Here is a 25,153-nt window from a genome sequence, read left to right on the forward strand (position 1 = left end):
CAACTTAAGCACTTCAAGATTATCGCCTTCAATAAACAGGTTTTCCGTCGTATCCCAGTTAACACTCTCTTCCTTGCATGGACGTAGTGTGCCTGTTGATGGCGTCTGGGCAATTTGACGTGCGCGGGTTTTACCCTGCCAAGTGAAGTTATAGCGCTCATCTGAATCATCAACGACTTCACCCAGCACGGCTTTTAAAGCGTCAAAGTCGATTTTTCCTTCCAAAAATACCTCAGGGAAAAGTTGCTTAAGTTGTTCGACATTTTCTTGGGTGATATCCGCGCTCTTGGATTCAGGGTCGTTCAGGGTGATTTGTTCAATGGTCATCAGGGGCATTCCATTTATTGACAACTGAGCAAAAAAAAGGCCACGCCATGCGCAGCCTTGAATTGGTTATCCGTGATCAAATAACACTATCCGTTATCAAATGGCGTTATCCGTGATCAAACGGGATTTTGAACTACCTAGGATTTTTCGGTAGTTGGATTGTAAATTAAAAGATTTCACTCACCATATAAATTTTTAATAATCAACTTCATTTATCTTTTATTCATGTTTTATCCGAAATAAATCAGTTCTGGTTTTAATTCCGTTTAGTTGGGTATCTATATAATGCTTCATATTACACCAGAGTCATTCTAATTCTGTTGTGAGAATACCTAAAACCGACTGACTTATATTGAGGATATTTAACATTATGAAACGACTTGCAAAGGTTTTATTTAGCCTTTTATTGGTATTACTTCCCTTTTCGGGACACAGCTTTCAAGCGCCAGATACGGCGACAAACATACATCAAATCTCACTCATTAAGATTCCAAAAACCCCAAAAACCCCAAAAACTCCGAATAAACAAGGCAATGAATTAAGTAGCATTAAGCATACTTACAAATCAATCAAGGATGCACCGCAATATCCTAAAGGGTTTAGGCCAGTCCAAGATGGAACAACTCGGAATGTTGTTAACAATAAAAAAGTTTTGCAGGATCTAAGAGCCGTAAGAGCCGGGCAATGGTATAAAATCTATAAAAACGGCTATAGTGCCTCTAATCAGCGAGTGTCTATCCATTACTTTCAACACAAAAGTGGTCTTGTATTTGATGTGAAAGTCCATCATGGGTGGAGTATAAGGGGAAGTTAATGAAACTTTGTTATTGTATTGAAAAGAAACACGCAGAAAAATTTGTTAGCATTTTTGTCTTGGGGTTGTTGCATTCTCTTGATAAGAAACTGATTTCTATTGATGAAGCAGAAGGGTTTATATTCATGCCCTATGTCCCCGACGTATTAAAAAAAATTAAAGTATCCGACGAATTGATTAATATCATTGACCTCGGCTGTGAACTTGAAGACGTGGCATCTTTAATACCGGAAGAATTACCCGCTAGTATTAATGAGCTGATCGAGCAAACATTATTAGCCATTAAAAATAATGGTGAAATAGGAAGATTGGTGGAGAAAGAAATTCTCATAAAAGGTAAAGGCAGAAGAGGATAAATTACCCCATCTACAGCGTATCTATCAGCTTAAATGCAATGTGGCAGTTACCTATTCTGTAATGGATGCAAGGGTGACTGTCATCTTTTTAAGTCTGAGTCCTAGGTAACAAAAACCCCGCCGAGGCGAGGTCTGATAATTCAATAAGCTGTGTGACATTGCTATCACTCTTATCACAATATACCGACTTTTGTAATTACGCAACTCTATTAACGATTTCTTTTTGTACGCACTTGTCCAGTTCCAGAACCACATCAGAAACGGCCAGTACCCCTTCAATAAATCCCTCAGCAGCCTGTAACCGTTTTGCCACCTCGTTGTGGGAAATGCCTAACTTAGTCCCCATTGTTCTTAATGGTGAGGCCTTAATGTAGTGCAATACGATCAACTGGTAGGAATACGGGTTATGCTTCTTCAACCGCAGAACGGCGGCATCAATCGCAATTCCATCATCATCACAACATTGGGCACGGGTCTTTCTGGTGCTGGGAACCAGACCTTTAAACCCTGCGGCAATGGGTTCCCAGTCAACGTCACTATTCCCCTCACTGGCCCATGCGCCCCACTGATTAAGTATTATCCGCATATCACGCATTCGCACACTCCCCCACCAGATTGAGGATAATCCTGTCGGTCAGCTCACGATCATGGAACCGCTCTTCCTCCAGCACCCATTTACAGACGTCGATAGCCTCTTGGCGGTTCACGGCTTGGAGGGTGACTAGTTTTTCTTCAAGGTAATCTTCCCGGTCATAGACATAATATCGTTCATCGCCATACCCGCCGGGATTAAGTTCCTTGTCGGCCACATTGCGCATCTGATATAACCAGTCCCAATACAGGAACTCACGCACTACATCAGACAAGGTATGCGGTTCGGGAAGCTGTTCAGCAAACCCTTTCGCCGTTGCTTTGCGTAATTTTTCGGTTTCGTGAACACGATCACCACGCATACAGCCTTCCGCCAGCTCTTTTTCGTTCCAGTAGTAACCTGCCTCATAGATTTCTGCCAGTTCACCCACCAGCATTAATTTTTCCGGTTCAGTCAGTTCCAGTGCGCCTTCGTAGCTCTCAAAGGTTCCCCTGACTTTCGCTGCTTCACTGATCTGCTCCTTCGCACGATCAATATAGCCCTGTGGGTTATCCATGCTCAGGGTGCCAAAGGCAATCTGGAAGGCATGGGCACCCGATTTCATCAGGTAATCAGCGTATTTCGTTTGGGCCTCTTTGGGCGTGATTTTCAATTTCTTCAAGGCCGCTTCTGCTGCCTCAAGGTGGGCGGGTTCATTGGTCTTAATGACTGCCAGTACCCACAGGTAAGCATCCACCTGTTTATTGCCGGTGATCTTCCGCTGAACAGGTAATGGTTTCACGGTTGCCAGCGCCGTGCTGTAGCAAGGTTCAGGGATAGTGAAAAGGGTTTTGTGTGCTGTGTTGTCCATCATTATGTGTTCTCCCGCTGCTTTTTCATAAATTCCAACTGTCGGGCCTGATCGCCGTTCTGGAGCAGGTCGTTAAAATCCCCGTTATCACTCCAGCGGACACTGACTCTTTCCAAGTCGTTATTCGCCTTTAGGTTTTTAGTCGCGCACGCCATGGCCGCCGCATGGCCTGTGGCGCTCCAGTCCGTATCCGCGAAGATGATTAAATGCGTAACGCCCTTGGGCACCAGAAAGCGCTCCATAAACCCCGCGTGCACCACTGACCAAGTGTTGACCCCGTAAATCTGTTTGCAGGAAAGCGCGGTTTCGATGCCCTCAGCAATCCCCAATGTCGAATCGACCGGGAACAGGCGGATCGCTGGTGACTGGGCATGGTCGCGATAGTTATTTTCCTGTGTCGCATCCAGTTTCTTCTGGGGCGTGATGTCCGCCTTTCTGTCCCCGTCAAGGTAAGTACGGTGCAGATAACATAATGTTCCCTTCGCATCGGTCACCAGTGCCCAGAGCGCTTGCAGTCTCCCATTACGGACAGGCTGGTCGGGGCAGTACCTCACGTTGTCGGCAGGCAGAACATGAATGCCCCGGCTTCGCAAATAGGCTTCCCCTTGTGTCCCTTTCAGGCTGGGTAAGTTGGCATAGCAGGCGGTGACTCGGTTCCTGAATGTGGTGATATTCTTCTCTTCTTTCACCACACTGCGCTTGTCTGACTGGATACCCAATAGCTGATCAATCTCATCCGCCAGCACCTTAAATTCTTTACCCTGCGTCAATCTCAGTAGTGCCCAGCCATCACCCGCATTGCAGGTGCAAATGAATGTTCCGCGCCCGTCACGGTCATCAATGCGGAATTTTCCCTTTTGCTTACAGATTGGGCACATCCCTTTAAAGTGTTTCCTGCCTGTCACTGGCGGTAATTTGTAATAGGCGAAGATTTCAGGCCAGCGACCAATAACCGCCTCGGTCGTTTTTATTCTGTTCACGGTGTGTCTCCCTGATGTGGCTGAATGCCTAATTTTTCACGGATATCGCGCACTTTTTGATGAGCAACCTCAAGACGCATTTCCTGCTGTTCGTGGCTGGACGGCTGCTTTTGCTCTGCTTTCTTGCGGCTTTTCACCCAGGCTATTTGCTTGTGCTTAATGAAGTTATTCACTTCCGGTGTCAGTTCTTGCGGGGTGTCATGGAACCCACGAGGCCAGACGCCGAACTTGTCTTTAAACGTGTTGGATACCCAGCCATCACTGACAGTCTTGCCCTGTGAGGCGCGCTGGTTCTGGTAACACTTCAACTGGGAATAGAAACTCTGCTTTTCGGCCTGTGTGTAGACGCGCGCTTTCTTGTCGAGTTTTTTGATGGTGCGGCTGGTATCAACATCAATGTCCTCCCCCACCAGCGGCTTAAACCCACACTTCGGGCAGACATAGACACCCGCTGGCTTCATGTAGTGGCAGGAGGAACATTCTTTCGGTAACTTCTCCTGCTTCTCTTGCTCCCGGTAACTGGAACTGGATTTCATGCCGTCATTCTTGCGGGGCAGTTCGTCATATTCGATATCATCGGGATAGCCAAGGCGGTGGACAGAGCCGGAGTGATCGAAGATAAGACAGGTTTCTTTGCCCGGCGCGGTACGTAAGCCTCTGCCGAGACATTGGGTCCAGCGGATTTCTGACTTCGTCGGTCGGGCGTAAATAATGCAACGCACATCACTGTCAAAACCCGCGATCAAGGTGCCTACGTTCACAATGACTTTTGTTGCACCCTGCTCAAAGCGGTGAATCATAATCTGGCGTTCTTCATGGGGTGTCTGAGCTGTAATGATTTCGGCATTGATCCCTGCGCGATTAAACTCCACGGTCACGAAGTTGGCATGGCTGACCGTCACGCAGAAACAAATGGTTGGCTGGTTATTACCATTCGCCAGCCAGTTACTGACAATATCCCCCACCAGATCAGCCCCGCACATAATTTCAGCAATCTCATTTTCTTTATAATCACTGCCGTATTCCGCGCTGCTATTGGATTTCACCCTGCTTAAATCCGGTTTCATCGGAGCATAGAATTCATACTTGCTCAAATCCCCACGCTGAATCAGTTCTTTCATCGTGGTGGGCTTTATCAGTTTTTCATAGTAGTGACCGAGGAACGAGGCAAAGGGTGTGCCCGATAACCCGATCACCGGAAAGTCACTGTCACGGATAATTTCCAGCATCCGCTTACGGCGTAAGTGCGCCTCGTCGATAATCAGTAAATCGATATTGCCGGGGAACTCACGGCGGATAATGGTATCGGCTGAGGCAATCTGAATCAGTCGGGTTGGGTCATAATTGAGATGGTCACGCCAGACGTAACTGATTTCGCGCTCAGGCAAGCCATACTCGATAAAGCGCTGGGCAGTCTGGTCTACGAGGATCGTATAAGGCACGCAGAACATCACACGCATATCACGAGAAATGTAACCGTCAGTGATGAACGCCGCTAAACCTGTTTTGCCTGAACCTGTTGGGCTGTATACCATGAAGGTACGGTGCTGTTTCCAGTTCTGGCGCAACAGACTTAAACTGCGTTCCTGCGCGAAGTTAGGGGTGATCGTTAGCATTCTTTCGCCCCCTGTTTATTTTCCTGCGTTACCGTGCGATACTTTGTCTCGGTAACCGCATCTGTATTACCGATTGCAAGGGCCGAATCAGTCTTACCTACCAAAGTGTCGCTGTTCGGTTTCTTGCACCCTCTTACACTTCCATTCTTAGTTAACATTGATACCCTCACTTGAGTAATGTCCACTGCCAGAGGACAAGCCCTTTTCTTATTCCCATTTGGACGTCTAGCCACCTGTCCCGTTTTGTAACCCCTACAGTGATCTACATTAAGATCTGAGTTCTTCCTCTTGGCTGTGCCTTCCCTAACACCCCTTTCAAAGATCACCCCCCAAACCCCCCTAGAAAGTTTTCCCCTCTTCCCCTGTGTACTACCAAGCTGATACACCGATGTACTTTCTAGGGAGTACAACCTCACAACTAAACTGGTCACTTTGTCGATACCTCCATCGGCTCTTCTGTATAACCCTTCATCGATCTGTAATTTTTCTTGAAGAACAATCGAAGCCATGTGTTAGCAGCCCTAGCCCCTGTGTTATCCCTGCGATGCGGCACCGGATCTTCATCCCGCCGAAGTTTGTAGACGTAGGCGTATTTATCTCTCGCATACTCCCTTGTGGTTGAGTTCATCGCGGTAAGAATCTTTTGAATCCATTCCGCGTCACCCGGATGATAAACTTCGGGCATTATTACGTTGCTAAAATCACGAAAAGCCGCCATCACAGAACCCCCAACAACAACCACGCTCCCCATATCGGGATCACCAACAGCGCCAGCGCATAAACAACAACTGACTGAAAGTTATTCATGACTTGCCTCCTTGGGTGGCGGAAACACTTTAGGCAGATCGGGGCGTAGCTCGTGGGCTTGGACGGCGCCGTTAGTGGCCTCAATGACATCTGGATAGTTGTTCTGTCTAAATCTTTCAGGGTATAAAATCTGTATTTCGCTTATTTTTCGCCCGAAAAAGGTCACTAACTTTTCTGCTAGATCTAGTGCAGGTTTTTGAATACCTCGCTCCATTCGGCTAAGGTTCCCTGCGTCACAATCAACAGCGTTTGCTACCTGAGCAAGAGTTAACCCCTGCTCTTTTCTGATTTTTCTTAATGGAGTATCCATATCACCCTCTATAATTTGTTTTATACACATATTACACGCAAATCTTAATTTGTAAACTACACCTTGTATGAAAGACAAATAAATTGTTAAATGTGCAAAACCGAAGCTAAAAGGGGTAAAAAATGAGCGAATTTAATGTCGGAGAGCGAATAAGAGAGTTAAGAAAGTCTAGGCGAATGACTATTCTTGAGTTAGCACAAGCTATAGGAGGAGATGTGGGTAACCTGTCGCGTCTAGAAAGGGGCAAGCAGGGGTTTAGTGAATCCTCCTTGACCAAGATAGCAGAAGCGTTATCAGTTCCGGTATCAGAGTTATTCTCTCGTGGCACTGAAAGCATTGAGAACAACGGCAAAGAAAACTCAGTCATAAAAACTCATAATAATCGGATATTTAGAGTCGATGTATTGGATGCTGCAACAAAATCCAGTGCAGGAGAAAGCTCTAACGAGATCGTGCCGATTATTCATTCCATAGAATATGCACCAGAATACGCAAAATCAATTTTTGGAAATAGAAGCCCAAACTCTGTCAACTTAGTCAATATGCAAGGTGACTCCATGTCTGGCACTATTGAGCCAGGAGATTTAGTCTTCATAGATATATCTGTAAAACACTTTGATGGTGACGGGATGTATTTATTTGATTTTAATGGTAATTTATTCATAAAGCGCCTTCAAAAGGTTAAATTTGAACTGAAAGTTATTTCTGACAATAAGGCTTATGAAACTTGGTCGCTCTCCTCTGATGAGGTTGATTTACTATGCATTCATGGAAAAATTTTAATCAGTCAGGCACAAGCTATGCGAAGATATGTTTAAAAAATACTTAATTTCAAAGAACCAGCAGATGGCTGGTTTTTTTATGCCTAAAAAATAATTTAAGTTCAATAAGTTAAAACAAATTTGTTTTAAACACAAATTTGTTGTTGACACAAATAAAGCAATTGATATTATCTATACGAAGCCGAGCAAACAACAATGACAATCTACTCATTGTTCTTGAAAAGTAAAAGATTAAGTCATCAAGGCTGTTCGCATGGTGGATGGTTTATATGCCATCTTCTAACAAAAAAAAACATAAAGAGATAACCAAATGAAAAAAGAAAAAACACGCACAGATATTCAGAAATCATTACGATTTGCAGAGCAATTGCAAACTTATCTATCTACTTGGTTATCTGCGGAAAAAGATAAAGAAACAGAATATTTGATTGAAATGGCATTAGACACTACAAACAATATTATCGACAGCATAGCCGATATAAATCGGGAACAAAATAACTGAAACCTTATTTAATATCCAAGGAACGAGAATAATGAAAACTTTTATCTTTGCTACCATCGAACGAGCCAATATGAAACAACGTCGCCCCAAATGTATTAAGGCTCAGGCAAGTGATAGGGAGGAAGCAAAAAGGTTACTGGCTCCTACATATGTAATCTTTGGCTGGATGGGTCAAATAGTTAATCGTAACTGAGATAAACAATATTAATTCTGAGGGGAATATAAGGCGAAATAATATGAAAAAAAATAAACTATCGGTTGGTGGCAAATCCTGCTTACAGAATGCACTGGAAATTAATGAGGAAATGCAGACTTTATTAATACCATTATTAAAAAAAGTCGAGAACGAGGTTGGAGTTGATACTCATTCAATGTTAAGAACGGTGCTTAGATTATCAATATGTCAAAATCGCGATCTTGATGAATTAAACAATGACTCAGAATAATAACTCAGGGTGAAATATGTTAAGTAAATTAGAAACAGCCGTCGAAATTGCAGAAGAAATTGAAGCCTCAATATTTCCCGTAGTGACTGCAACTCAAAATGAAGCTGAACTGGATACTTATTTAATGTGCCGTGGTGTGCAACGTCAGGCAATTGATTTAGCACGACAGTTAAGGGATATAAATAAAGATTATATTATGTCAGATAATCAGGCATTCGATGAATTGGAAGGCGTTGCGAGTGAAATAGAAAACCTAAGAACATATGTTTCTTTATTAATAGATACGGATAAAAGTCTGACCGGTGCACAATTACTTAGTATTGCATTGATTGCAGTGTGTAATATAGGCCAACAAATAGCACGAGTCCGAGGGGTAGAATACTCATGAATAATATCTTCTATCATACCCGTGTCAATAATGAGCGATTAGAAAAGATGAGCGATAGTGATTTACAGTTTTTATCTTCATCGAGCCATGAAGTCATTCATTCGATAACAGCCGGAATAAAATCCATTGCTAATTTAGCTAGCGCAGCGGCTAATAGTGAAGAATATTCTGAAAGTGATGCAATGACTGACCTTGATAGATTATCCCGACTACTTTCTGTATTACCTCTTATTATCGAAGCTGAACATGAAAATCACGTCAATGCAATCGATGAAATAAGAGAAAGAAAAAATAAAATCATAAGGAAAAAGTATTCAAAAGCAATGAATAAAATTAACTCATTACATGAAACAATATCTGAGTTAGAAATACAAATAGCCGAATTAGAATAATAATAAAATAAACAAAACAAATTTAATTACAGAGCCATCGCTGGGGATTCTCTTACTCTGAAAACAGGAAATAAAAAATGAAAGAACAATTTGAAATAAAAATTACAGTAGAAAAAAACGAAGAAGGTATTTTGACCTTGAATACCAAAAGCAACCTTGTAGATAGTAAAAACCCTTCGGTTTATTTTGTTTCTTTATCTGTGGCTTTTCAGAAACAGATATTACCAACATTAGAATCCAAGCTTGAGTTAGCAGATGAAATTGCGGATTTGGTTAAACGCACGACTGAGTGCTCATGTGATGAAGATGATTAATTATGGAAAATACTGATTTATTAACCAGAAAGCGAAAGGCTTTTATTCACGTCAAATTGGATGCATTAAAAAGAAAGTACGGCTCTTACTCTGAAATTGTAAAAGTAGCCGATTTTAATTACAGACTGGATTTAGATGAGGAAATATTAACTCTAGCGTTAATCAGCCTCTTTGAGAAAGATGTAGTAGCCGTCAAAAGAGAAGAACTACTTATTGAGTCATATAACAACTTTTACACCAAGCACGGGAATTTAACCGAAGAGGGTAATGAGTTTATGACGGAAATATTAAAACGAATTGCAATAAAAACGGAGCCAATATCATGACACAGAAAACCTATTTAGATTTTGCTAATGCAGCCATCCAGAACGAGAAAGAAGAAAAGTATGACCTTGCAGCCGAATATTGGGGGAAGGCCAAAAATGTAGCCACCCGTCTTAATACTCAATTATGGGCTGAATATCGTCAGGAGCATAACGAAAAAAGACATTCATTGCATCATAGCTATAGCACTGCATTAAGAAGCACTGAATTAACAGCCCGAAAAGAATGTCAGCGCATAGCCTCTGAATTAAAAAAGCATATGAATAAACAGGCGGTGAATAATGACGGTATATGAACAAGCAAAGCAATTAGCACGGGATTTAGAACTAAAAGGCTTATTTCGCCGGGCTACTGAAAAATGGGGTGAGGCTCTTTCATTAGCCAAAGACCTCAAGCAAGAACAGGAATGCACCAAGAATAATCTGCGCTGTGTTCGGAAAGCAAGAATCACTATTCGGGAGGGGTGGTGATGGCGAAAAGAAAAAGAAGTAAGACTCAACAGGGTTATGCGCCGTTTAGCAAAAAGAATGAAGATTGATTTTAAGGAAGCGAAATAATGAGCAAGAAAAATGAGTTAGTTCCAGTATCCGCCAAAGAATTACAGATCGTTGAGTATCGCGGTCAGCGTGTTGTGACTACTGAGCAGTTAGCGGCGGGGTATGGGGTTGATGTTAACAACATCAAAGTCAATTACTCTAGAAACACTGAAAGATTCATTGAGGGAAAGCATTTCTTTAAGGTCACCGGACAGGAACTTAAAGATTTGCGAGTTACTTTAAGTAACCTACAAATTTCCAATAAAACGAGAAGTCTAATCCTCTGGACAGAACGCGGTGCTGCTAACCACTCCAAGATGCTGGAAACCGATCAGGCATGGAACTATTTCGACGACCTGACTGAGTTCTACTTCACGCGTCGCGATGCCATCACCACAGAAGCCGAGCTGTTAAGTAACCCCGCGAAGTTACGTTCAATGCTGTCTGTCTATGCCGAAAATGTTGAACGTCTTGAGGGTGAAAACAAAACCCTGAGTACAACAGTGGACAGTCTGGAAAAACACTTCACCAAGGGCATGACCCTCCCGGCGTTCTGTAAGTCACTGAACGGTGTGAATACCGCCAGAATCATGGGGTGGGCAATGGAACGCAACTGGCTTTACAACGAACGGAAAGATCCGGAGAAAAAACCACGCTGGCGTGTCGCTTCATACGCACGGGATCGCTATCTCACCGAGGAAGAAAACAAGGTAAGGCCCCACGGGCAAGATGAGTTTGTCACCCGCACCGCTGTGTTACTGGAGAGAGGCTGTCACCGCCTGTACGCCCTGTATATGAAAGGTGAACTCCCCATGAAGAAAACATGGAACGGTGAATACCACCACGACAAGGCAATTTATACCCCGGAGGGCAAATAATGAGCAAGCATCACACCAATCCAGCAGGGATATTCATGAGCGCAACAAAGCGACATATTAAAACCGCATTTGATTACAGCAAGTATGGCGTCATTGTCATCACAGAGGCGGCAAACAGTGAAATCATGAGTTATGAGGAGGCACTGAAATCGTTGGATGCGGGTCAATATGACGATGATTTATTGCTGGGCTTTGAATTGGTACTGGCTCTCTCTCATGGCTGGAAAGCGGGTTTTTATGGGCCAAACAATGAACAACGGTTGATGTTGTGGCGGTGGATTGTGTCAGCCTCATTTGTGCAAGAGCAAATAGACAGAAACGGCACTCGTGAAGTTGATAATGGCAGGGGAGGCACTGAGACCGCGGCTATTTACGTTAATGGGAAGGCGGCAATCACGATATACCCATTAGCAGAGCGCATGATGTTGGTAACCCATGTTGAGAGGATCGCGTTTGAGCAGTTCGGTAGCGAAGAAGGCGCGGACATGGCGGTAAGAATGTACATGGATTTTATCAATGTGCAGCCAGAGAACGGCAATCGGTTATCTGAGAAAGGGCGCGAGGGGCTTTCTATCTTGCACGATGAATTAATCAAAGCGGTAGAGGCTGGCGAGTTTAACACTATCCCCGTCATTCATTAATAAGAGGCTCACATGATAACGAAAAACTTTCGTCTCAACGCACTAGCGAACACCTACGCAGCCGCTATCTATCACGATGTAACAACCCGTAACGGCGGTGATCACTTCACGATGCAAGTCGGCAAAACAGAAATCAATGTCGCTATTGTCGATGGGGTAAAAGGTATTCGCCAATTGGTGGATGGCTATGCACTGGAAGCGCTACAGCAGAATTACCCATCATGGGAAGTGATAGCCATTAACCTGATGGAAAAATGCACAGCCAATGGCTACCTGACAGGCTACGGGCGTGAAATATGGCAAAGCATGATCAATGACATGGGCGACACGCTGGCAGCCAAGGGGATGTTTCAATGACCAAGGAAGCTCGCCAGAAAGTGGACATTAACGACGAGCTGGTCAGAACGGTGGTCCGCATTGATGACGGCAGGGATCACACCAAGCGGCATATCCACCGCATGAGACATAACTTTTACATTCACAAGGGCGTTTGCCCTCCTCTGCCACCCGCACCCAAAGTGGCAGAGGTGAAGATAACGCCAATAAAGACAGCAAACAAAGGGCGTAATGAGCGAGGTAAAAAATAATGATCAGCATCGATAACGCACAGAATGAAATTGGGTTGCCCGGTCACATTGATGATGGGAAAGAGTGGACAGAGTGGTTGTTGAAGAAGGCAGATGAACAACAGCCAGAATTGCAATTACCAGAGCATATTTTATGTCCTACTGCTCCAGAATATATATGGCTACAGACCGATCCCGAACCAGAAGAAGAAGGTAAGCCTGTGTATCCAGATAACGGAGTTGAAATTACATGGTGCTCCGGCTGGATAAACCCAACAGACACTCTTTATGTCAGGGCAGACCTAATTCACAGAGTGAGGAGAACAAGATGAGTAAAAACCTAATGGATACCGCCACTCTGTGGGAAATAACCAAGCATTTACTCCGTGAAGAGCACGGTAACAGCATGAGAATAACTATCACAGAGCTGGATAACATGATCGATAAAACCATTCATTCTGCCATACATATTGCTCAAATGGCCGGCTATGAACTTAAGCAGAAGGGAGAAGGCAGCGGTGATCAATAACTCACTCCACCTCACCCAGATAATCACCTCTGCTTGGGGTGATCCATCTGATATCACCGATGCAGTCTGGCAAGCCGGATACCGGAAGCCAGAACGGGGAGAAAAGGAAATCGCTGAACTCGTTATCGACATTATGAACGGGGTGCCCGATGAGGTGCCCTACTCTGCAAGACCACGGAATCTGGAGGATATTCTCAGTACGGAACTGAACACCATTATTTTTGAAGCGACGTGGAGTGACATAGCAACTCCGGCAATGGTGGCAACGATGATTTTATGGAATGGGTATCGGAAAGGAGAAAAATGATGGCAGAGTATCCCTATTTCAAAACAGAGGAACTGGCAGATCGATACAAAGTAAAGCCGCACACGATAAGGTTATGGTGCGGCAATGGGAAGCAGAAACGAGAAGGCTTCCCAAAGCCCAAGTTTAAATCTGACCAGCTTAACTTTCTTCGACAGGACATTTTTGATTGGGAGGACGGGAAACAATTTTAGTCAGTTTTTCCCACCAGCGTTCGTATGCCTCTCTCTGCTCATTCAGGTAGGTGTGCTTATCGTACACCTGCCATACTCCCGGCAATTTATGTCCCACCATAATCTCAGCTACATGAGGTGCTGTTAGTTCAGATATTCCTGTACGCATTGTTCGGCGTAGGTCGTGGATTGACCAGTGCTCACAATTAGGTAGATGAAGAGTCATTTTTTTATTGAGTTTCTTAATTATTCCATCATGCGCCCCACGTTTGAATGCCCTGCCATTGAATGTAGTAAATAGATATTCACTCCCATGATTTAACTTCTTCGCCCATTCAATCAAATCATAAGCTGCTGGAATAATAGGTCTAATAATGGGCTTTTTAGATCTTCTGCCTGTCTTGTGATTTTTTGGGGGAATAATCCAAATATTCTTCTCATAGTCAAAATCACTGACTTTAGCTTTAAATAACTCACCAATACGACATCCGAATAGCAGACACAGTTTTATTATTAGCGCATTGCGTGGGTTATACTCAGGGGCATCAATAAGCTGAAATAAAACCTCTAATTCCTCCCTATCAAGAACTCTCTCACCTGTTTCGGTATCAATATCAATATTCTGATTCTTGCCCTTTATATCACTTTTTTCTATATCAGATAATGGGGTGAGCTTAGTCATTCCTCGCCGAACAGCCCACCTATGTGCCTTCTTAGAGTATGCCAATATACGAGTGCCAATTGATGGCGCTTGTTTGGCAACAGCTTCAATCAGAGAAAGCCAAACATGGAGCGTGACCTCATCATGGGGTAACCTGCCAAGACTAGGAAAAACATGAAGTTCGAAAGAGCGTAAAATGGAATCAGCGTCCACCTTCGCTCCTTGCATTGTCGTTTTCCACCACTCCCTGATGAGTACTTCCACAGTGACCGCACTCAAAGCGGACTCTTTACGAACACGTTTAACTATCTTGGGATTGCGGTGTTGCTCTAATTCCCCGCGATAAAAAATTACGGAGTCACGAGCATCTTTAAGACTGGTTGCTGGGTAGGTTCCAATGTCAATCCGATCCCCCTTGCTGTTCCAGCGATACCTAAACTGGAAGATAATTTTCCCTTTAGGTGTGACACGAACAGATAACCCATCCCTATCTGATTTGGTAACCATTTTTTCTTGAAGTTTACCATTGGTGGAACGGAGCCATGAATCAGTAATTGCCATATCACTTTCCTCAAAAAATAACACAGCTTTTAATGTAGTTCATGTACACTTTAATGTACACATTCCTTATGACACTAAGTGAATACCTGTGACTATTAATGATTGCCACAAACAAAATAATAAAAAATAATAATTAAAAATCAATTAATTAAATTAAAAATCATGACTATGAATGACTGTTAATGATTAAGAGTGACTGAATAAATGCTTTTCTGGTAGAAAATCATCTACGTTGGTTTACACCCAAAGTCGAAGTAGATTTATGTGGGCATGCAACATTGGCGACCGCGTTTGTTCTCATAACACATCGTGACCGCCAAGATCGGTTACTCACATTCAAAAGCCGCTCTGGTGAACTCCGAGTTTCTCATCAAGATGGTATTTTTACATTGGATTTCCCTGCCGCCGATTGTCATGAAAAAAACGCTCTCATACCTGTTATCCAAGATGCTCTAGGACAAAATGTTTCCGCTGTGTTCGCCTCACGTGATCGTTATATTTGTGTTTTGGATTCCGCAGAACAGATCATGAATGCCCAACCTGATTTTGCTAAGATTGCTGCCCTGTCCCTGCCAGGACTTGCCATTACGGCTCTCGGTGATTCATCTTCTGATTTTGTTTCACGCTATTTTGCACCAGCCAAAGGTGTCAACGAAGATCCTGTCACAGGCTCCAGTCATTGTGTTCTCGCACCTTTTTGGGGAAAACGGCTTAATAAAACCGAACTTCATGCTCGTCAATTATCCGAACGAGGTGGTGAGCTATTATGTCGAATAGAGGGAGATCGTGTTTACCTGACAGGTAAAGCAAAACTTTTTTCGCATGGTGAAATAATTTTTGATGATATGTAACAATTTGTTTTAAATAAAAATTATTGATAAATCACAATAAATAAAAGCTATTAACAAGAATGGCAGGAATACCTCCCTATTGGTATTTAGAAGGCGAATAAAGGATGGTCAGCAGGATAAATTCTGCTGACCGGTAATGGCAATCATCCGCCATTTGTCTTGGTTAATCTTGATTACATACCAGCAAATCCGAATTAATTTCCGAGATTGATCTCGCCCCTGTCAAAGTCATCGCCACCCTCATCTCTTTATCAATCAGATCCAGCAAATTGGAAACGCCAGCTTCACCTGCCGCTGCCAGCGCATAAACAAAAGCACGTCCCAACAGAACACTATCAGCGCCCAGAGCAATCATTCTCACCACATCCAATCCTGTTCGGATACCGGAATCAGCAAGGATAGTAATATCATTTTTGACTGCATCCGCAATCGCAGGCAAGGCTCGTGCCGTTGACAGAACCCCGTCAAGTTGACGCCCACCGTGGTTTGAAACCACAATACCATCTGCCCCAAAACGCACGGCATCTTTAGCATCTTCTGGATCGAGTATGCCTTTGATAATCATTGGCCCTTTCCAGAAATCACGGACCCACTCCAAATCTTTCCATGAAATGGATGGATCAAAATTACTTCCCAACCAACCAATATAATCTTCTAATTTGATCGGTTTACCGCGATATACAGAAATATTGCCAAGATCGTGTGGCTTGCCATGCAATCCCACATCCCAAGCCCATTGAGGATGAGTCATTGACTGCAAAATACGACGCATAGCCACATTTGGGCCACTCATCCCGGAATGCGCATCACGATAACGTGCTCCGGGAACCGGCATATCAGCGGTAAACACCAGATTTTTGACTCCCGCAGCCTGCGCTCTTTCTAGTACATTGCGCATAAAACCACGATCTTTCAGTACATAAAGTTGAAACCATATCGGACGATCTATGGCAGGAGCGACTTCTTCAATCGGGCATACTGATACAGTCGACAGAGTAAATGGAATCCCCTTTTTGGCTGCGGCACGCGCAGCTTGTACTTCGCCACGACGCGCATACATTCCCGTTAATCCTACGGGAGCAAGTGCCACTGGCATTGACATTTTTTCTCCGAATAAGCTAGTTTCCAGACTTAATTCGGACATATCCTTTAACACACGCTGACGTAATTCAATATTGGATAAATCTGCAGTATTACGTTTAAGAGTGTGCTCTGCATAGGCTCCGCCATCAATATAGTGGAACAGAAAAGGCGGTAACTTAGCTTTTGCTGCAACCCGATAATCAGTTGGAGCGGAAATAATCATAATATGTACCTTAATGTTGAAAAGTTATTATGTTGAAAAGGTATTATATTGAAAAGTTATTCGCACATTTTTCAAGATGCCAGAATCAAGGCTATAACAGCCGCAATTCCCCTATAAACCAGCATGGGTAAAATTGTCCTATTTTACGCATTATAAGAATATACAACTTACTTTTTAATATTTAGTGCTTATTGAATTATTAAATATCATCAGGATTTCCAACACTAACAATAAAATCATCAAAATAAGCATATTGTTCCACTGGTGGAGCCCAATCCAGTGTAGAACCGCCGAAAAAAGAACTCCATTTTATCGCATCAATGAAAACATCTTTTTCATTTCTCAATTTAAGGTTACTGGTTCTAAAAACTTCTTTATTATCGACATATTGTATATAAATACCATCATGCTTACCGATACTATTCAGTTTTACATATTGTGTCAGGGTATACCAAACTCCTTTCTTTAAAAGAGTTTTTAATTTAACATAATCGCCACATCGTTCCTTCTTTTCAGGATAATAGAGATAACCAAATAACTCTCCTTCTTTTCTCCACATTAAGCGACTACTGAAACCATCGAAACTATCATTATCAATACAACCTGATGGATGATCACCACCGGTCAAACCTGGTAATTTTCCACCTTTAACCCACATAAAATCCTTATTGAACATCACCCTATATTGTAACCATAATGCTTCATGCTCGCCGTTAATCGGTGCATTAAATGAAGTTCCGGCCTCAGAGCCGACAGTATTGGCGAGATAAGTAAGCTCTAACACTTTGTTTCTATCATCTTGAGGATCAATAACGATATTTAATCTCCCCTGATTAAGGCCAGATGATGAAGTAGGTGAAATACCCCAGTCAGATTTAAAATTTTTTTGAGAATATTTCCCTATCTTGTGCTCAAAATTCACATTAACCAAATCATCATTATTTTCATTAGAAACAAGAGAAGAATAAGTTGGCACCATAATTGACCCCTTATTAAGTTATATTTACATTTCTGCATAAAACTCCATGCAACATGAAATAATTTCAGAAAATCATTACAAAATATATATTCATATTGTCTCTATTTAAAATGATAGTCAAACCTTATAATTGGTTAACCATATTTAAAATAACTCACTGGTCTTTTATATTTAATATATAAATACATCCACCTTTCAGGTTAAACCTAATTTATACTAAAAGCAGTGGATTGCTCTATAAGAATCATCTGGTCATCACTTTCCCGTTATAACGTATCATCTATTCTTTATAGCTATTTATATTCCATATCTGAAATTTATATGAAACAACTTCCTTGTTGAGTTTTGCCTGTTTTTCCATTTATTGAATTAAATCATTAATATCAGTTAGTTAATAATTAACGCTCAAACAGTATCAAAAGCGATAACCTCAGGCTTATCCTGCTAATTTTCTGGCCTGTTTTTCGAGCCAAGAAATCACTGTACCATTATTAAACAAGTAAAAATGCCCTCCTGTGAAAATCTGTTGCTCTACTCGATTAGGTAACACAGGCAACCATTCCGCCAACCGAGAAACAGGCACTCTATTATCCTGAGCTCCACCTATCACAAGGGCTGGGACATTTAACTTTACCTTCTGTAAGCGAGACAAAGAATCCAGTAAAATTAGATCGTTTCTCATTGTTTCGATCACATAATTACGCAATTCAGGATTAGACAGAACATTTGCTGGCGTTCCCTCACACTGCTCAAGAATATTCAAGACATAAGAGTCAGAATATTCCTCACATGGCTCATTTTTGAAACTTTCGGGATCTATGAAACCGCGGGCAGAGATAATGAGCGCTAACTGATTTTCTGGTAATTCACTCTCAAGCCTACAAGCAACCTGATAAGCAAGCTCCGCTCCCAAACTGTGTCCAAACAGTAATAAAGGTTTATCCTCTCCTAATCTTAAACGCTTTATTGAAGTCAGAATATCGGACATGACAGTTTCAACATTCAACTGAAAAGGCTCTGAAACTCGCATTCCCCTACCCGCCAGTTCCAGACAATAAACCTCAATAAATTCCGATAACTTGTAAGCCAACTCGATGTAAGAAAAACAAGAGCCTCCGGCGTGATGTAGAAATAACAACTGTACTCTAGCTTCTGGCTTTTTAATCACAGAAAATAAAACTGAATCAGACAAATTTATATTCCTTTAGCAGTATAATGGGAAGATCTTGTGTGAATAGAAGTTGAATTATGTTGAACTGTAAGCATCGTAACTCCCTGATAACTTTTCATTTCTCGAAAAATAAAATAAGAGATATTCCATTAATCTTTCAAGCGGTTTCTTCATGCTTACACTGCAACTTGGAATAGATTAAATATTAATAACGCTGAAAATCACTCATTACACACAGAATAATAATTATTTACTTCTTTTTCTATAACAGAAAAAATTGATTAGATTATAATTATTAATTAACTAGCAACGTTAAACCTGATAGCGTCACATACAGGACGACAGAAAATCGGTAGTTCCCCCTAAAATAATCCATGAAAGATATAGAGCCTCATCTGGTAAGGCTCTATATTTTAACTTATTCCTTTAACTTATCGCGCACAGCCATCAGTGCAAACCCTAATAAGTTCAGACCATCCCACGTCAAAGGATTATTGATATTGATGGAGTTTTCTGCTAACCCGATACCCCAAATGCGGTCAACAGGGCTAGCCTCAACTAATATTTTATCCCCTGTATTCAATAAGAACTCTGCCAATGACTTGTTTTGAGAAAATTTCGCCGAGTTCCCTTCAATCACTATTTTTAACCGATGTTCATCCCAAATCGATTGGTTAAAACCACGTATTTCACGTCCATATGCTTTTGCTGCCTCTGGCGTTTTAGCATGGATAATTTTTTTTAGCGCTTCGGGATCATTAAACAAACGGGCTTTCTCTGCCATCATATAATGTTCCGTACTGACATATTTTATATCATCAATAGTAAATTGAGCCAGATACCATTGGCTTAAACAAGATTTGGTTATTTGGTTGGAATGATTGGTTTTATGCCCCCAGAAAAAAAGATATTTCAGCTTCTTTCCTGATTGATATAAATCACATAAAATTCTAATATCCATATTAACTCTCTATAACACGCTAACTTATCTTTAATACATAAACGCTCTCTATAATACAAAATTTTTTATGTTTGTCGATGCATATTATGTCATTTTCATTGATATAGAATAAGAGTAATAAAAAAATCAAAACATAAAATAACTAATGTAAAAGATAGCAAGTGAAAATAATCACACGTGGATTCACATATTTTTAGATAAATCTTCATATTATTCTGCAATCATTTGCTACTTGATTTACGACCAATAACAAATACAGCAGCCAATCCCACTAAATCAATTGTAATTAAAGTACCAGCAAACAACATTTCTCCTCTAAAAGCAAAGACAGTCGCCACAATTAAGATAAATATAGCAATGAAAAACCCCATCCATTGCCCTCTTCTATCTCTATTTATCATTCCATCCAGCGCCTTACTCTGCTTTTCATGTTGAAAAATCTGTTCTTTTTCTCTCAGAGAAAACACTCTTTCAGCATAACCCGGTAAAATTGATTCATAACTCTTTAATACTTCAGGGGATGGAAATGAATCAAGGCAATAAGAAATTTCTTTATTTTCAAGTAAATATTCATTTGATGAATCAACACCTAAAGCATCGCGGTAATCATTTGTCGGCATAATATCGAGAATGCTCCCTATCGCTCTGAAGTAATGACTAATGTCAGCGTTCACGTCTTCTCCCCTAGTAATATACACAAAAAACACTTCAATAAAATCAGCGATATAACTAAGTTCAATCTATAATAGAGATGAATTAATCGTACCTTTGATCTTTTCTCTGTTCACAATACACTTTGTTTTTGACTAGGAAATGGGCGGCATTCTTCAGCTTTGTAGGTCCCATCTTCCTGACGAATCAAAAATATTTTACGCCCCGCACGCAATGCCTTACTGATTGCAGTTTGATGAACTCCCACCAAACGCGCTGCGTTGGCTTGACCATTCAACTTCACATATTCTGACAATGGGATTTTTTCCATACATTTCCTCCTTCTTCCTTGAAATAATATCTAAAGTACTAAATATTTCAATACTTTTAGTATTTATAGTATTAATAGAGCTAGCATTATTCTCTGAAAACAGCCTTATGATGGTTAAAGAAAGCACTGAATGTTTGTATGATAGCGGTGCAGATCAGATAAATATTGAGTCTGGCAACCAGCAAAGCATTTACTTAAAGGACAACAATAAATTATTTAGTGCTTGCACACCTAGGCCTAAATGGGTTGAGTGGGCGGTTTTTAGTGGCTCTATAAGTTGTGCTTTGAGATTTGAGCGTGGAGACGATTTAAGTGATTTAGGTTGGTATATGGATATAAGTGTGGAATTCCTTGTTCGCCCGGATGGTGAGAACAACTTTAATGGTCGGTGTTGTATTGGCAGGAATGATTATGGGGGGTGTAAACAGCGTGCCAGAGATACATTGCGGGTTTTTATCTGGAAACTTTCCAGAATAACGCAGCGTCATTATCGGCCCATAAATAAAAATCCGCTTAAACGGCATGGGCTTCATTGAGTCTTTTATGAAAAAAGATACTGTCACAATTTCTGAGTGATACATTCCCCAGCGTGATAGATACAACGTCACCCACAATTTTATTTGCATAGATTGTGCCTGAGAACATCCCTCTGGGGCATGTACCGCCCCGTGAACAAAGAATGGAGAAACATCTGAGACAGAAAACCAATTTCCATGTGGAATTTTTTTCTAAAACACACGCTGCAATCATTGTCATATCACGCTGTTTTTACATGATATTTTATCCTATAGTCAGTTATTGTGCATAACTACACAGGTAACTCCGATTAAAGGAAACAGCAAGTTTTATTCTTAATTTCAGGCAATAAAAAACCCCGCATTTGCGAGGTTTAACTATCTGAATGTATGCCTATTTAAACAGGCAACATAACTGATTTACAAAAAATACATTTCGCTCCGTATGGATTACTCTCTGATACATCAAAGAGATATCTCCGATACTGTGAGCCTTTACAGCATGGACATCTGAAATAGATGTCGCCTTAGAGAGGCACCACATTTGCAGCCGCTGGGCCTTTCATACCATTTTCAATGGTAAATGAAACTTCTTGCCCTTCATCTAAGCTTTTAAAATCATTACCTTGGATTGCAGAATAATGAACAAACACATCTTTGCTGCCATCTTTTGGAGAGATAAAACCGAAGCCTTTATCGTTATTAAACCATTTTACTAAACCAGTCATTGTATTAGACATATGAATTCCTTTAAATTTTTTGAATTGCCATAAGGCAGAATAAGGTTTGTTTTTAATTTGTACGTACTTATGGGAACTAATTAGAAGGAATTCGCAATGAAGGGATATCTAAGATAACGCTTAATGGTGAACTGCTTTAAACTTGCTTGTCATAAATAGGTCTGTACTTCCAAACCGATGGCGCTATTAACTCACATCTTCACTGATATAGCAAACTTTATTTTCTATCTCGCTTTCTTTTTGTTAAAACCTTTGTCCGGTTAGTGACTCAGCTGTGATGACATGAGAGCGAGCCAGAGGCCTGTTGGGATAACGCTGTTGTAGATTAACGGGCAATTGCCACATTCGCTTTGATATGTTTAAGGTGAACTACAATCGTAAAGGTAACAACCACCAATAATGACCATGCTCCCCATTTTCCTGCATGAACAACAGACCAAGCGCCTAATTGATTCGGGTATTGCCAGATCCCAAAGAAGGTCCCGAAGTTTTCCGCCAACCAAATAAAAAAACCAATCAGTATAAAAGCAAGTAATAGTGGCATTCTGCATTCTCTATCCAACGGCGTATAAAAAACAGTACCACGTGCATACAAACCGAAAATAAAAGCAGTTAAGTACCAGCGATAATCATCAATATAATGATGACTAAAGAAGTTGATATAAATTGCCAGTGCCACCAATGTTGCCATCCAATACGGTGGGTAATGCTCAATGCGTACCTTAAAAAAACGCCATGACTGTATAATGTAGCTCCCCACGGCCGCATACATAAAACCTGTAAATAGTGGGACTCCCCAAAGCTTAGTAAACGCAGCATCAGGATATTGCCATGAACTAATAGATGCTGAAGTCTTAAATAGCTCCATTATAAAACCGACTAAGTGGAAGACGCAGATCGCTTTCAACTCATCCCATGTCTCGAGTTTTAACCGTATTAATAATGCTTGAAAGGTCACTGCAAATACTAATAGCACATCATAACGCGGTATGCCCACGATGCCTTTTGCTGGAACCAAAAATAAAGCCAAAAAAAAGAAACCGGCAAATAAGCACGAGCGTGCATTAATCAATCCAAAGAAAAGAAACTCTAAAATAAATCGCTTAACACCTGTGCTGTTATTGGGCTTATGAGCCATTAAGAAGTTATCAACTTTATGCAGCACATTCAGTTTCTGGCACCTGCTTTCCATTTAATTAACCTGTTGATGTTATTTATTGTCAATTCACTACGATAATGTCTATTTCACGCCGCGAATTCTAGCAGGATTTGAGTAACCATTCACCAGCACCTTATGACTCACCCATTTCTGAGCAAATAGCGCAATTTAGAACCAAGTATAAAAACCACATATTATGGCACAGAGTGTCATAAAACAACTTCGGATAGAATAAAGGTAAGAAAATATGATGGATGATGTGAACATATCTTTGTGATGATAAATATGCCCACAGTCAAGAACAATCCGAAGATCGTTGCAGCAATAATATGAACAAATTTCCTATATCCACTGGGTTTCAGGTTGCAAAATTGCAACTCGAAAATTAAGGATATATCTTGCTTACCAATAAGACAGCGTTAACTAAAGAGAAATTATGGTTCAATTTCAATATCTGTCAGTGGATAACAGCTACAAGGTAAAATTTCCCCTTCATTGACAAACGCTAATGGCTTACAAGGATATCCGACTTTCCCCTTCACCAAACGGACACGACAAGAACCGCAATACCCTTGTCGACATTGGTATTCGAGCTGAACTTTACTGTGTTCCAGCGCTTCCAACAAATTACCGTGGAAGCCTGAAGAATAACGGATATATAAACCCTGCCGTGACGGCAGGGTGACTTTGTAATCAGCCATATCAGAGTTCAAAACCGCTGAGATCCTCAGTATTGACTTCCGAATCAATCTGACCAACCAAGTAAGAGCTGACTTCGACTTCCTGTGGAGCCACTTGAACATTATCAGAAACCAGCCACGCATTAATCCATGGGATCGGATTGGAGCGAGTTTCAAACGGTAGCTTCAAGCCAACTGCCTGCATACGAATATTGGTGATATATTCGACATACTGGCACAGAATATCTTTGTTCAGGCCAATCATGGAACCATCTTTAAATAAATAATCAGCCCACTCTTTTTCCTGTTCTGCTGCCTGAACGAACAGGTCATAGCACTTTTGTTCACACTCTTTGGCGATTTCCGCCATTTCAGGATCATCCTGACCAGAGCGCAACAGGTTTAACATGTGCTGTGTTCCCGTTAAGTGTAGTGCTTCATCACGGGCAATCAGTTTGATGATTTTGGCGTTACCTTCCATTAATTCACGTTCAGCAAAAGCAAATGAGCACGCAAAACTGACATAGAAGCGGATAGCCTCCAAAGCGTTAACGCTCATCAAACACAAGTAAAGTTGCTTTTTCAATTCACGCAAACTAACAGTGATAGTTTTGCCCGCAACATCAAATGTTCCTTCACCCAACTGATGATAATAGTTGGTCATTTCGATCAGATCATCGTAATACGCGGAAATGTCTTTTGCGCGTTTTAGAATCTGTTCGTTTTCCACAATATCATCAAATACGATAGAAGGATCGTTAACGATATTACGGATAATGTGCGTGTAAGAACGCGAGTGAATCGTTTCTGAAAACGACCACGTTTCAATCCATGTTTCTAATTCAGGAATGGAAATCAATGGCAGAAAAGCCACATTCGGGCTACGGCCCTGAATGGAATCCAACAGCGTCTGGTATTTCAGGTTACTGATGAAAATGTGCTTTTCATGATCCGGCAGCGCGTTATAGTCAATGCGATCTCGGGAAACATCCACTTCTTCTGGACGCCAGAAGAAGGAGAGTTGTTTTTCGATCAACTTCTCAAAAATAGGATATTTTTGCTGATCAAAACGCGCCACATTAACAGACTGACCGAAAAACATCGGTTCTTGTAGCTGATTATTTTTTACTTGCGAAAAAGTAGTATAGGACATAGCTTCC

39 protein-coding genes and 1 pseudogene are annotated in these 25,153 nt (G+C 41.4%); 20 read left to right on the forward strand and 20 right to left on the reverse strand.

Annotated elements, in window-relative coordinates; genetic code table 11:
- Window positions 1-321: pseudogene (locus PSI14_RS06240) on the reverse strand (site-specific DNA-methyltransferase); the annotation flags it as partial.
- A 376-nt stretch (window positions 322-697) separates the two neighbouring features.
- Here PSI14_RS06240 and PSI14_RS06245 point away from each other — a divergent pair.
- The gene (locus PSI14_RS06245) at window positions 698-1,141 is read left to right on the forward strand and encodes a hypothetical protein (protein ID WP_273575057.1); all 444 of its coding nucleotides are present in this window, start codon (window positions 698-700) and stop codon (window positions 1,139-1,141) included.
- Entirely contained in the window at window positions 1,141-1,497 is a 357-nt protein-coding gene (locus PSI14_RS06250) for a DUF3969 family protein (protein ID WP_273575058.1), read from the forward strand. The genes PSI14_RS06245 and PSI14_RS06250 overlap by 1 nt, the downstream gene beginning before the upstream one ends.
- A gap of 196 nt (window positions 1,498-1,693) precedes the next feature.
- Here PSI14_RS06250 and PSI14_RS06255 read toward each other — a convergent pair whose 3' ends face one another.
- The 6 genes from PSI14_RS06255 to PSI14_RS06280 all read right to left on the reverse strand — a co-directional run bounded on the left by PSI14_RS06255 (window position 1,694) and on the right by PSI14_RS06280 (window position 6,652).
- Complete coding sequence (locus PSI14_RS06255; protein WP_273575059.1) at window positions 1,694-2,092, reverse strand: antiterminator Q family protein; 399 nt, start codon at window positions 2,090-2,092, stop codon at window positions 1,694-1,696.
- Window positions 2,085-2,945 carry a helix-turn-helix domain-containing protein gene (locus PSI14_RS06260; RefSeq protein ID WP_370688824.1) on the reverse strand — a complete coding sequence of 287 codons (861 nt, stop codon included), beginning with the start codon at window positions 2,943-2,945 and terminating at the stop codon, window positions 2,085-2,087. Before PSI14_RS06260 ends, PSI14_RS06255 begins: the two co-directional genes overlap by 8 nt.
- Window positions 2,942-3,919: a DUF7146 domain-containing protein gene (locus PSI14_RS06265; RefSeq protein WP_273575061.1), complete on the reverse strand. Its 978-nt coding sequence runs from the start codon at window positions 3,917-3,919 to the stop codon at window positions 2,942-2,944. The genes PSI14_RS06260 and PSI14_RS06265 overlap by 4 nt, the downstream gene beginning before the upstream one ends.
- Entirely contained in the window at window positions 3,916-5,535 is a 1,620-nt protein-coding gene (locus PSI14_RS06270; RefSeq protein ID WP_273575062.1) for a DEAD/DEAH box helicase, read from the reverse strand. The genes PSI14_RS06265 and PSI14_RS06270 overlap by 4 nt, the downstream gene beginning before the upstream one ends.
- Window positions 5,529-6,044: a hypothetical protein gene (locus PSI14_RS06275; RefSeq protein WP_273575063.1), complete on the reverse strand. Its 516-nt coding sequence runs from the start codon at window positions 6,042-6,044 to the stop codon at window positions 5,529-5,531. The genes PSI14_RS06270 and PSI14_RS06275 overlap by 7 nt, the downstream gene beginning before the upstream one ends.
- A 290-nt stretch (window positions 6,045-6,334) precedes the next feature.
- Window positions 6,335-6,652, reverse strand: a complete 318-nt coding sequence (locus PSI14_RS06280; protein ID WP_273575064.1) for a helix-turn-helix transcriptional regulator — start codon at window positions 6,650-6,652, stop codon at window positions 6,335-6,337.
- A gap of 122 nt (window positions 6,653-6,774) precedes the next feature.
- On the opposite strand from PSI14_RS06280, the gene PSI14_RS06285 reads away from it, so the two are divergent.
- From PSI14_RS06285 to PSI14_RS06365, 17 genes are all read left to right on the forward strand, one after another.
- Window positions 6,775-7,470, forward strand: a complete 696-nt coding sequence (locus PSI14_RS06285) for an XRE family transcriptional regulator (RefSeq protein ID WP_273575065.1) — start codon at window positions 6,775-6,777, stop codon at window positions 7,468-7,470.
- 274 nt (window positions 7,471-7,744) lie between these two features.
- Window positions 7,745-7,936: a hypothetical protein gene (locus PSI14_RS06290; protein ID WP_273575066.1), complete on the forward strand. Its 192-nt coding sequence runs from the start codon at window positions 7,745-7,747 to the stop codon at window positions 7,934-7,936.
- 31 nt (window positions 7,937-7,967) lie between these two features.
- Window positions 7,968-8,129, forward strand: coding sequence for a hypothetical protein (locus tag PSI14_RS06295; protein WP_273575067.1), 162 nt, complete (start codon window positions 7,968-7,970; stop codon window positions 8,127-8,129).
- Between the two features lie 43 nt (window positions 8,130-8,172).
- Window positions 8,173-8,382, forward strand: coding sequence for a hypothetical protein (locus PSI14_RS06300; protein ID WP_273575068.1), 210 nt, complete (start codon window positions 8,173-8,175; stop codon window positions 8,380-8,382).
- 16 nt (window positions 8,383-8,398) lie between these two features.
- Window positions 8,399-8,770 (forward strand): hypothetical protein, encoded by a 372-nt coding sequence (locus tag PSI14_RS06305; RefSeq protein ID WP_273575069.1) that lies wholly within the window; start codon window positions 8,399-8,401, stop codon window positions 8,768-8,770.
- Window positions 8,767-9,162 carry a hypothetical protein gene (locus PSI14_RS06310; protein WP_273575070.1) on the forward strand — a complete coding sequence of 132 codons (396 nt, stop codon included), beginning with the start codon at window positions 8,767-8,769 and terminating at the stop codon, window positions 9,160-9,162. Before PSI14_RS06305 ends, PSI14_RS06310 begins: the two co-directional genes overlap by 4 nt.
- A gap of 77 nt (window positions 9,163-9,239) precedes the next feature.
- On the forward strand, window positions 9,240-9,476 hold the full coding sequence (locus PSI14_RS06315) for a hypothetical protein (RefSeq protein WP_273575071.1): 237 nt from the start codon (window positions 9,240-9,242) through the stop codon (window positions 9,474-9,476).
- 2 nt (window positions 9,477-9,478) lie between these two features.
- On the forward strand, window positions 9,479-9,802 hold the full coding sequence (locus PSI14_RS06320) for a hypothetical protein (protein ID WP_273575072.1): 324 nt from the start codon (window positions 9,479-9,481) through the stop codon (window positions 9,800-9,802).
- Window positions 9,799-10,095, forward strand: coding sequence for an ANR family transcriptional regulator (locus PSI14_RS06325; protein ID WP_273575073.1), 297 nt, complete (start codon window positions 9,799-9,801; stop codon window positions 10,093-10,095). The genes PSI14_RS06320 and PSI14_RS06325 overlap by 4 nt, the downstream gene beginning before the upstream one ends.
- Entirely contained in the window at window positions 10,082-10,270 is a 189-nt protein-coding gene (locus tag PSI14_RS06330) for a PerC family transcriptional regulator (protein WP_273575074.1), read from the forward strand. The genes PSI14_RS06325 and PSI14_RS06330 overlap by 14 nt, the downstream gene beginning before the upstream one ends.
- An 86-nt stretch (window positions 10,271-10,356) precedes the next feature.
- Entirely contained in the window at window positions 10,357-11,214 is an 858-nt protein-coding gene (locus tag PSI14_RS06335) for an ORF6N domain-containing protein (RefSeq protein ID WP_273575075.1), read from the forward strand.
- Window positions 11,214-11,855 (forward strand): hypothetical protein, encoded by a 642-nt coding sequence (locus PSI14_RS06340; RefSeq protein WP_273575076.1) that lies wholly within the window; start codon window positions 11,214-11,216, stop codon window positions 11,853-11,855. Before PSI14_RS06335 ends, PSI14_RS06340 begins: the two co-directional genes overlap by 1 nt.
- Before the next feature lie 12 nt (window positions 11,856-11,867).
- On the forward strand, window positions 11,868-12,212 hold the full coding sequence (locus PSI14_RS06345; RefSeq protein WP_273575077.1) for a hypothetical protein: 345 nt from the start codon (window positions 11,868-11,870) through the stop codon (window positions 12,210-12,212).
- Entirely contained in the window at window positions 12,209-12,442 is a 234-nt protein-coding gene (locus PSI14_RS06350; RefSeq protein ID WP_273575078.1) for a hypothetical protein, read from the forward strand. Before PSI14_RS06345 ends, PSI14_RS06350 begins: the two co-directional genes overlap by 4 nt.
- Entirely contained in the window at window positions 12,442-12,753 is a 312-nt protein-coding gene (locus PSI14_RS06355; RefSeq protein WP_273575079.1) for a hypothetical protein, read from the forward strand. Before PSI14_RS06350 ends, PSI14_RS06355 begins: the two co-directional genes overlap by 1 nt.
- Window positions 12,750-12,950 (forward strand): hypothetical protein, encoded by a 201-nt coding sequence (locus PSI14_RS06360; RefSeq protein ID WP_273575080.1) that lies wholly within the window; start codon window positions 12,750-12,752, stop codon window positions 12,948-12,950. Before PSI14_RS06355 ends, PSI14_RS06360 begins: the two co-directional genes overlap by 4 nt.
- On the forward strand, window positions 12,940-13,257 hold the full coding sequence (locus tag PSI14_RS06365; RefSeq protein ID WP_273575081.1) for a hypothetical protein: 318 nt from the start codon (window positions 12,940-12,942) through the stop codon (window positions 13,255-13,257). The genes PSI14_RS06360 and PSI14_RS06365 overlap by 11 nt, the downstream gene beginning before the upstream one ends.
- Window positions 13,258-13,395: 138 nt before the next feature.
- Here the strand turns inward: PSI14_RS06365 and PSI14_RS06370 are convergent, their stop codons facing one another.
- Window positions 13,396-14,649: a tyrosine-type recombinase/integrase gene (locus PSI14_RS06370; protein WP_273575082.1), complete on the reverse strand. Its 1,254-nt coding sequence runs from the start codon at window positions 14,647-14,649 to the stop codon at window positions 13,396-13,398.
- Window positions 14,650-14,861: 212 nt separating this feature from the next.
- Between PSI14_RS06370 and PSI14_RS06375 the strand changes: the two genes are divergently transcribed.
- Entirely contained in the window at window positions 14,862-15,500 is a 639-nt protein-coding gene (locus PSI14_RS06375; RefSeq protein WP_273575212.1) for a PhzF family phenazine biosynthesis protein, read from the forward strand.
- 163 nt (window positions 15,501-15,663) lie between these two features.
- Here the strand turns inward: PSI14_RS06375 and lldD are convergent, their stop codons facing one another.
- From lldD to nrdB, 12 genes are all read right to left on the reverse strand, one after another.
- The gene (gene lldD, locus PSI14_RS06380) at window positions 15,664-16,806 is read right to left on the reverse strand and encodes an FMN-dependent L-lactate dehydrogenase LldD (protein ID WP_273575083.1); all 1,143 of its coding nucleotides are present in this window, start codon (window positions 16,804-16,806) and stop codon (window positions 15,664-15,666) included.
- Between the two features lie 199 nt (window positions 16,807-17,005).
- Window positions 17,006-17,785, reverse strand: a complete 780-nt coding sequence (locus PSI14_RS06385) for a polysaccharide lyase (RefSeq protein ID WP_273575084.1) — start codon at window positions 17,783-17,785, stop codon at window positions 17,006-17,008.
- Between the two features lie 436 nt (window positions 17,786-18,221).
- The gene (locus PSI14_RS06390) at window positions 18,222-18,977 is read right to left on the reverse strand and encodes a thioesterase II family protein (RefSeq protein WP_273575085.1); all 756 of its coding nucleotides are present in this window, start codon (window positions 18,975-18,977) and stop codon (window positions 18,222-18,224) included.
- Between the two features lie 397 nt (window positions 18,978-19,374).
- Window positions 19,375-19,917 (reverse strand): riboflavin biosynthesis intermediates N-glycosidase, encoded by a 543-nt coding sequence (ybiA, locus tag PSI14_RS06395; RefSeq protein WP_273575086.1) that lies wholly within the window; start codon window positions 19,915-19,917, stop codon window positions 19,375-19,377.
- Window positions 19,918-20,138: 221 nt separating this feature from the next.
- Window positions 20,139-20,591, reverse strand: a complete 453-nt coding sequence (locus PSI14_RS06400) for a DUF2335 domain-containing protein (protein ID WP_273575087.1) — start codon at window positions 20,589-20,591, stop codon at window positions 20,139-20,141.
- Window positions 20,592-20,701: 110 nt separating this feature from the next.
- A complete protein-coding gene (locus PSI14_RS06405; RefSeq protein ID WP_273575088.1) occupies window positions 20,702-20,899 on the reverse strand; it encodes a Cro/CI family transcriptional regulator in 198 nt (65 codons plus the stop codon).
- A 317-nt stretch (window positions 20,900-21,216) separates the two neighbouring features.
- Window positions 21,217-21,525, reverse strand: coding sequence for a hypothetical protein (locus tag PSI14_RS06410; RefSeq protein WP_273575089.1), 309 nt, complete (start codon window positions 21,523-21,525; stop codon window positions 21,217-21,219).
- 287 nt (window positions 21,526-21,812) lie between these two features.
- Window positions 21,813-21,935 (reverse strand): cold shock small protein YmcF, encoded by a 123-nt coding sequence (gene ymcF / locus PSI14_RS20145; protein WP_232326365.1) that lies wholly within the window; start codon window positions 21,933-21,935, stop codon window positions 21,813-21,815.
- A gap of 6 nt (window positions 21,936-21,941) precedes the next feature.
- A complete protein-coding gene (gene cspE / locus PSI14_RS06420) occupies window positions 21,942-22,154 on the reverse strand; it encodes a transcription antiterminator/RNA stability regulator CspE (protein WP_069314953.1) in 213 nt (70 codons plus the stop codon).
- A 325-nt stretch (window positions 22,155-22,479) separates the two neighbouring features.
- Window positions 22,480-23,346: a DUF817 domain-containing protein gene (locus PSI14_RS06425; protein WP_273575090.1), complete on the reverse strand. Its 867-nt coding sequence runs from the start codon at window positions 23,344-23,346 to the stop codon at window positions 22,480-22,482.
- A gap of 401 nt (window positions 23,347-23,747) precedes the next feature.
- Window positions 23,748-24,014, reverse strand: coding sequence for a class I ribonucleotide reductase maintenance protein YfaE (yfaE, locus tag PSI14_RS06430; RefSeq protein ID WP_273575091.1), 267 nt, complete (start codon window positions 24,012-24,014; stop codon window positions 23,748-23,750).
- A gap of 1 nt (window position 24,015) precedes the next feature.
- Window positions 24,016-25,146, reverse strand: a complete 1,131-nt coding sequence (nrdB, locus tag PSI14_RS06435) for a class Ia ribonucleoside-diphosphate reductase subunit beta (RefSeq protein WP_273575092.1) — start codon at window positions 25,144-25,146, stop codon at window positions 24,016-24,018.
- Window positions 25,147-25,153: the final 7 nt, after the last annotated feature.

Source organism: Xenorhabdus anantnagensis, assembly GCF_028598555.1.
Lineage (GTDB): Bacteria > Pseudomonadota > Gammaproteobacteria > Enterobacterales > Enterobacteriaceae > Xenorhabdus > Xenorhabdus anantnagensis.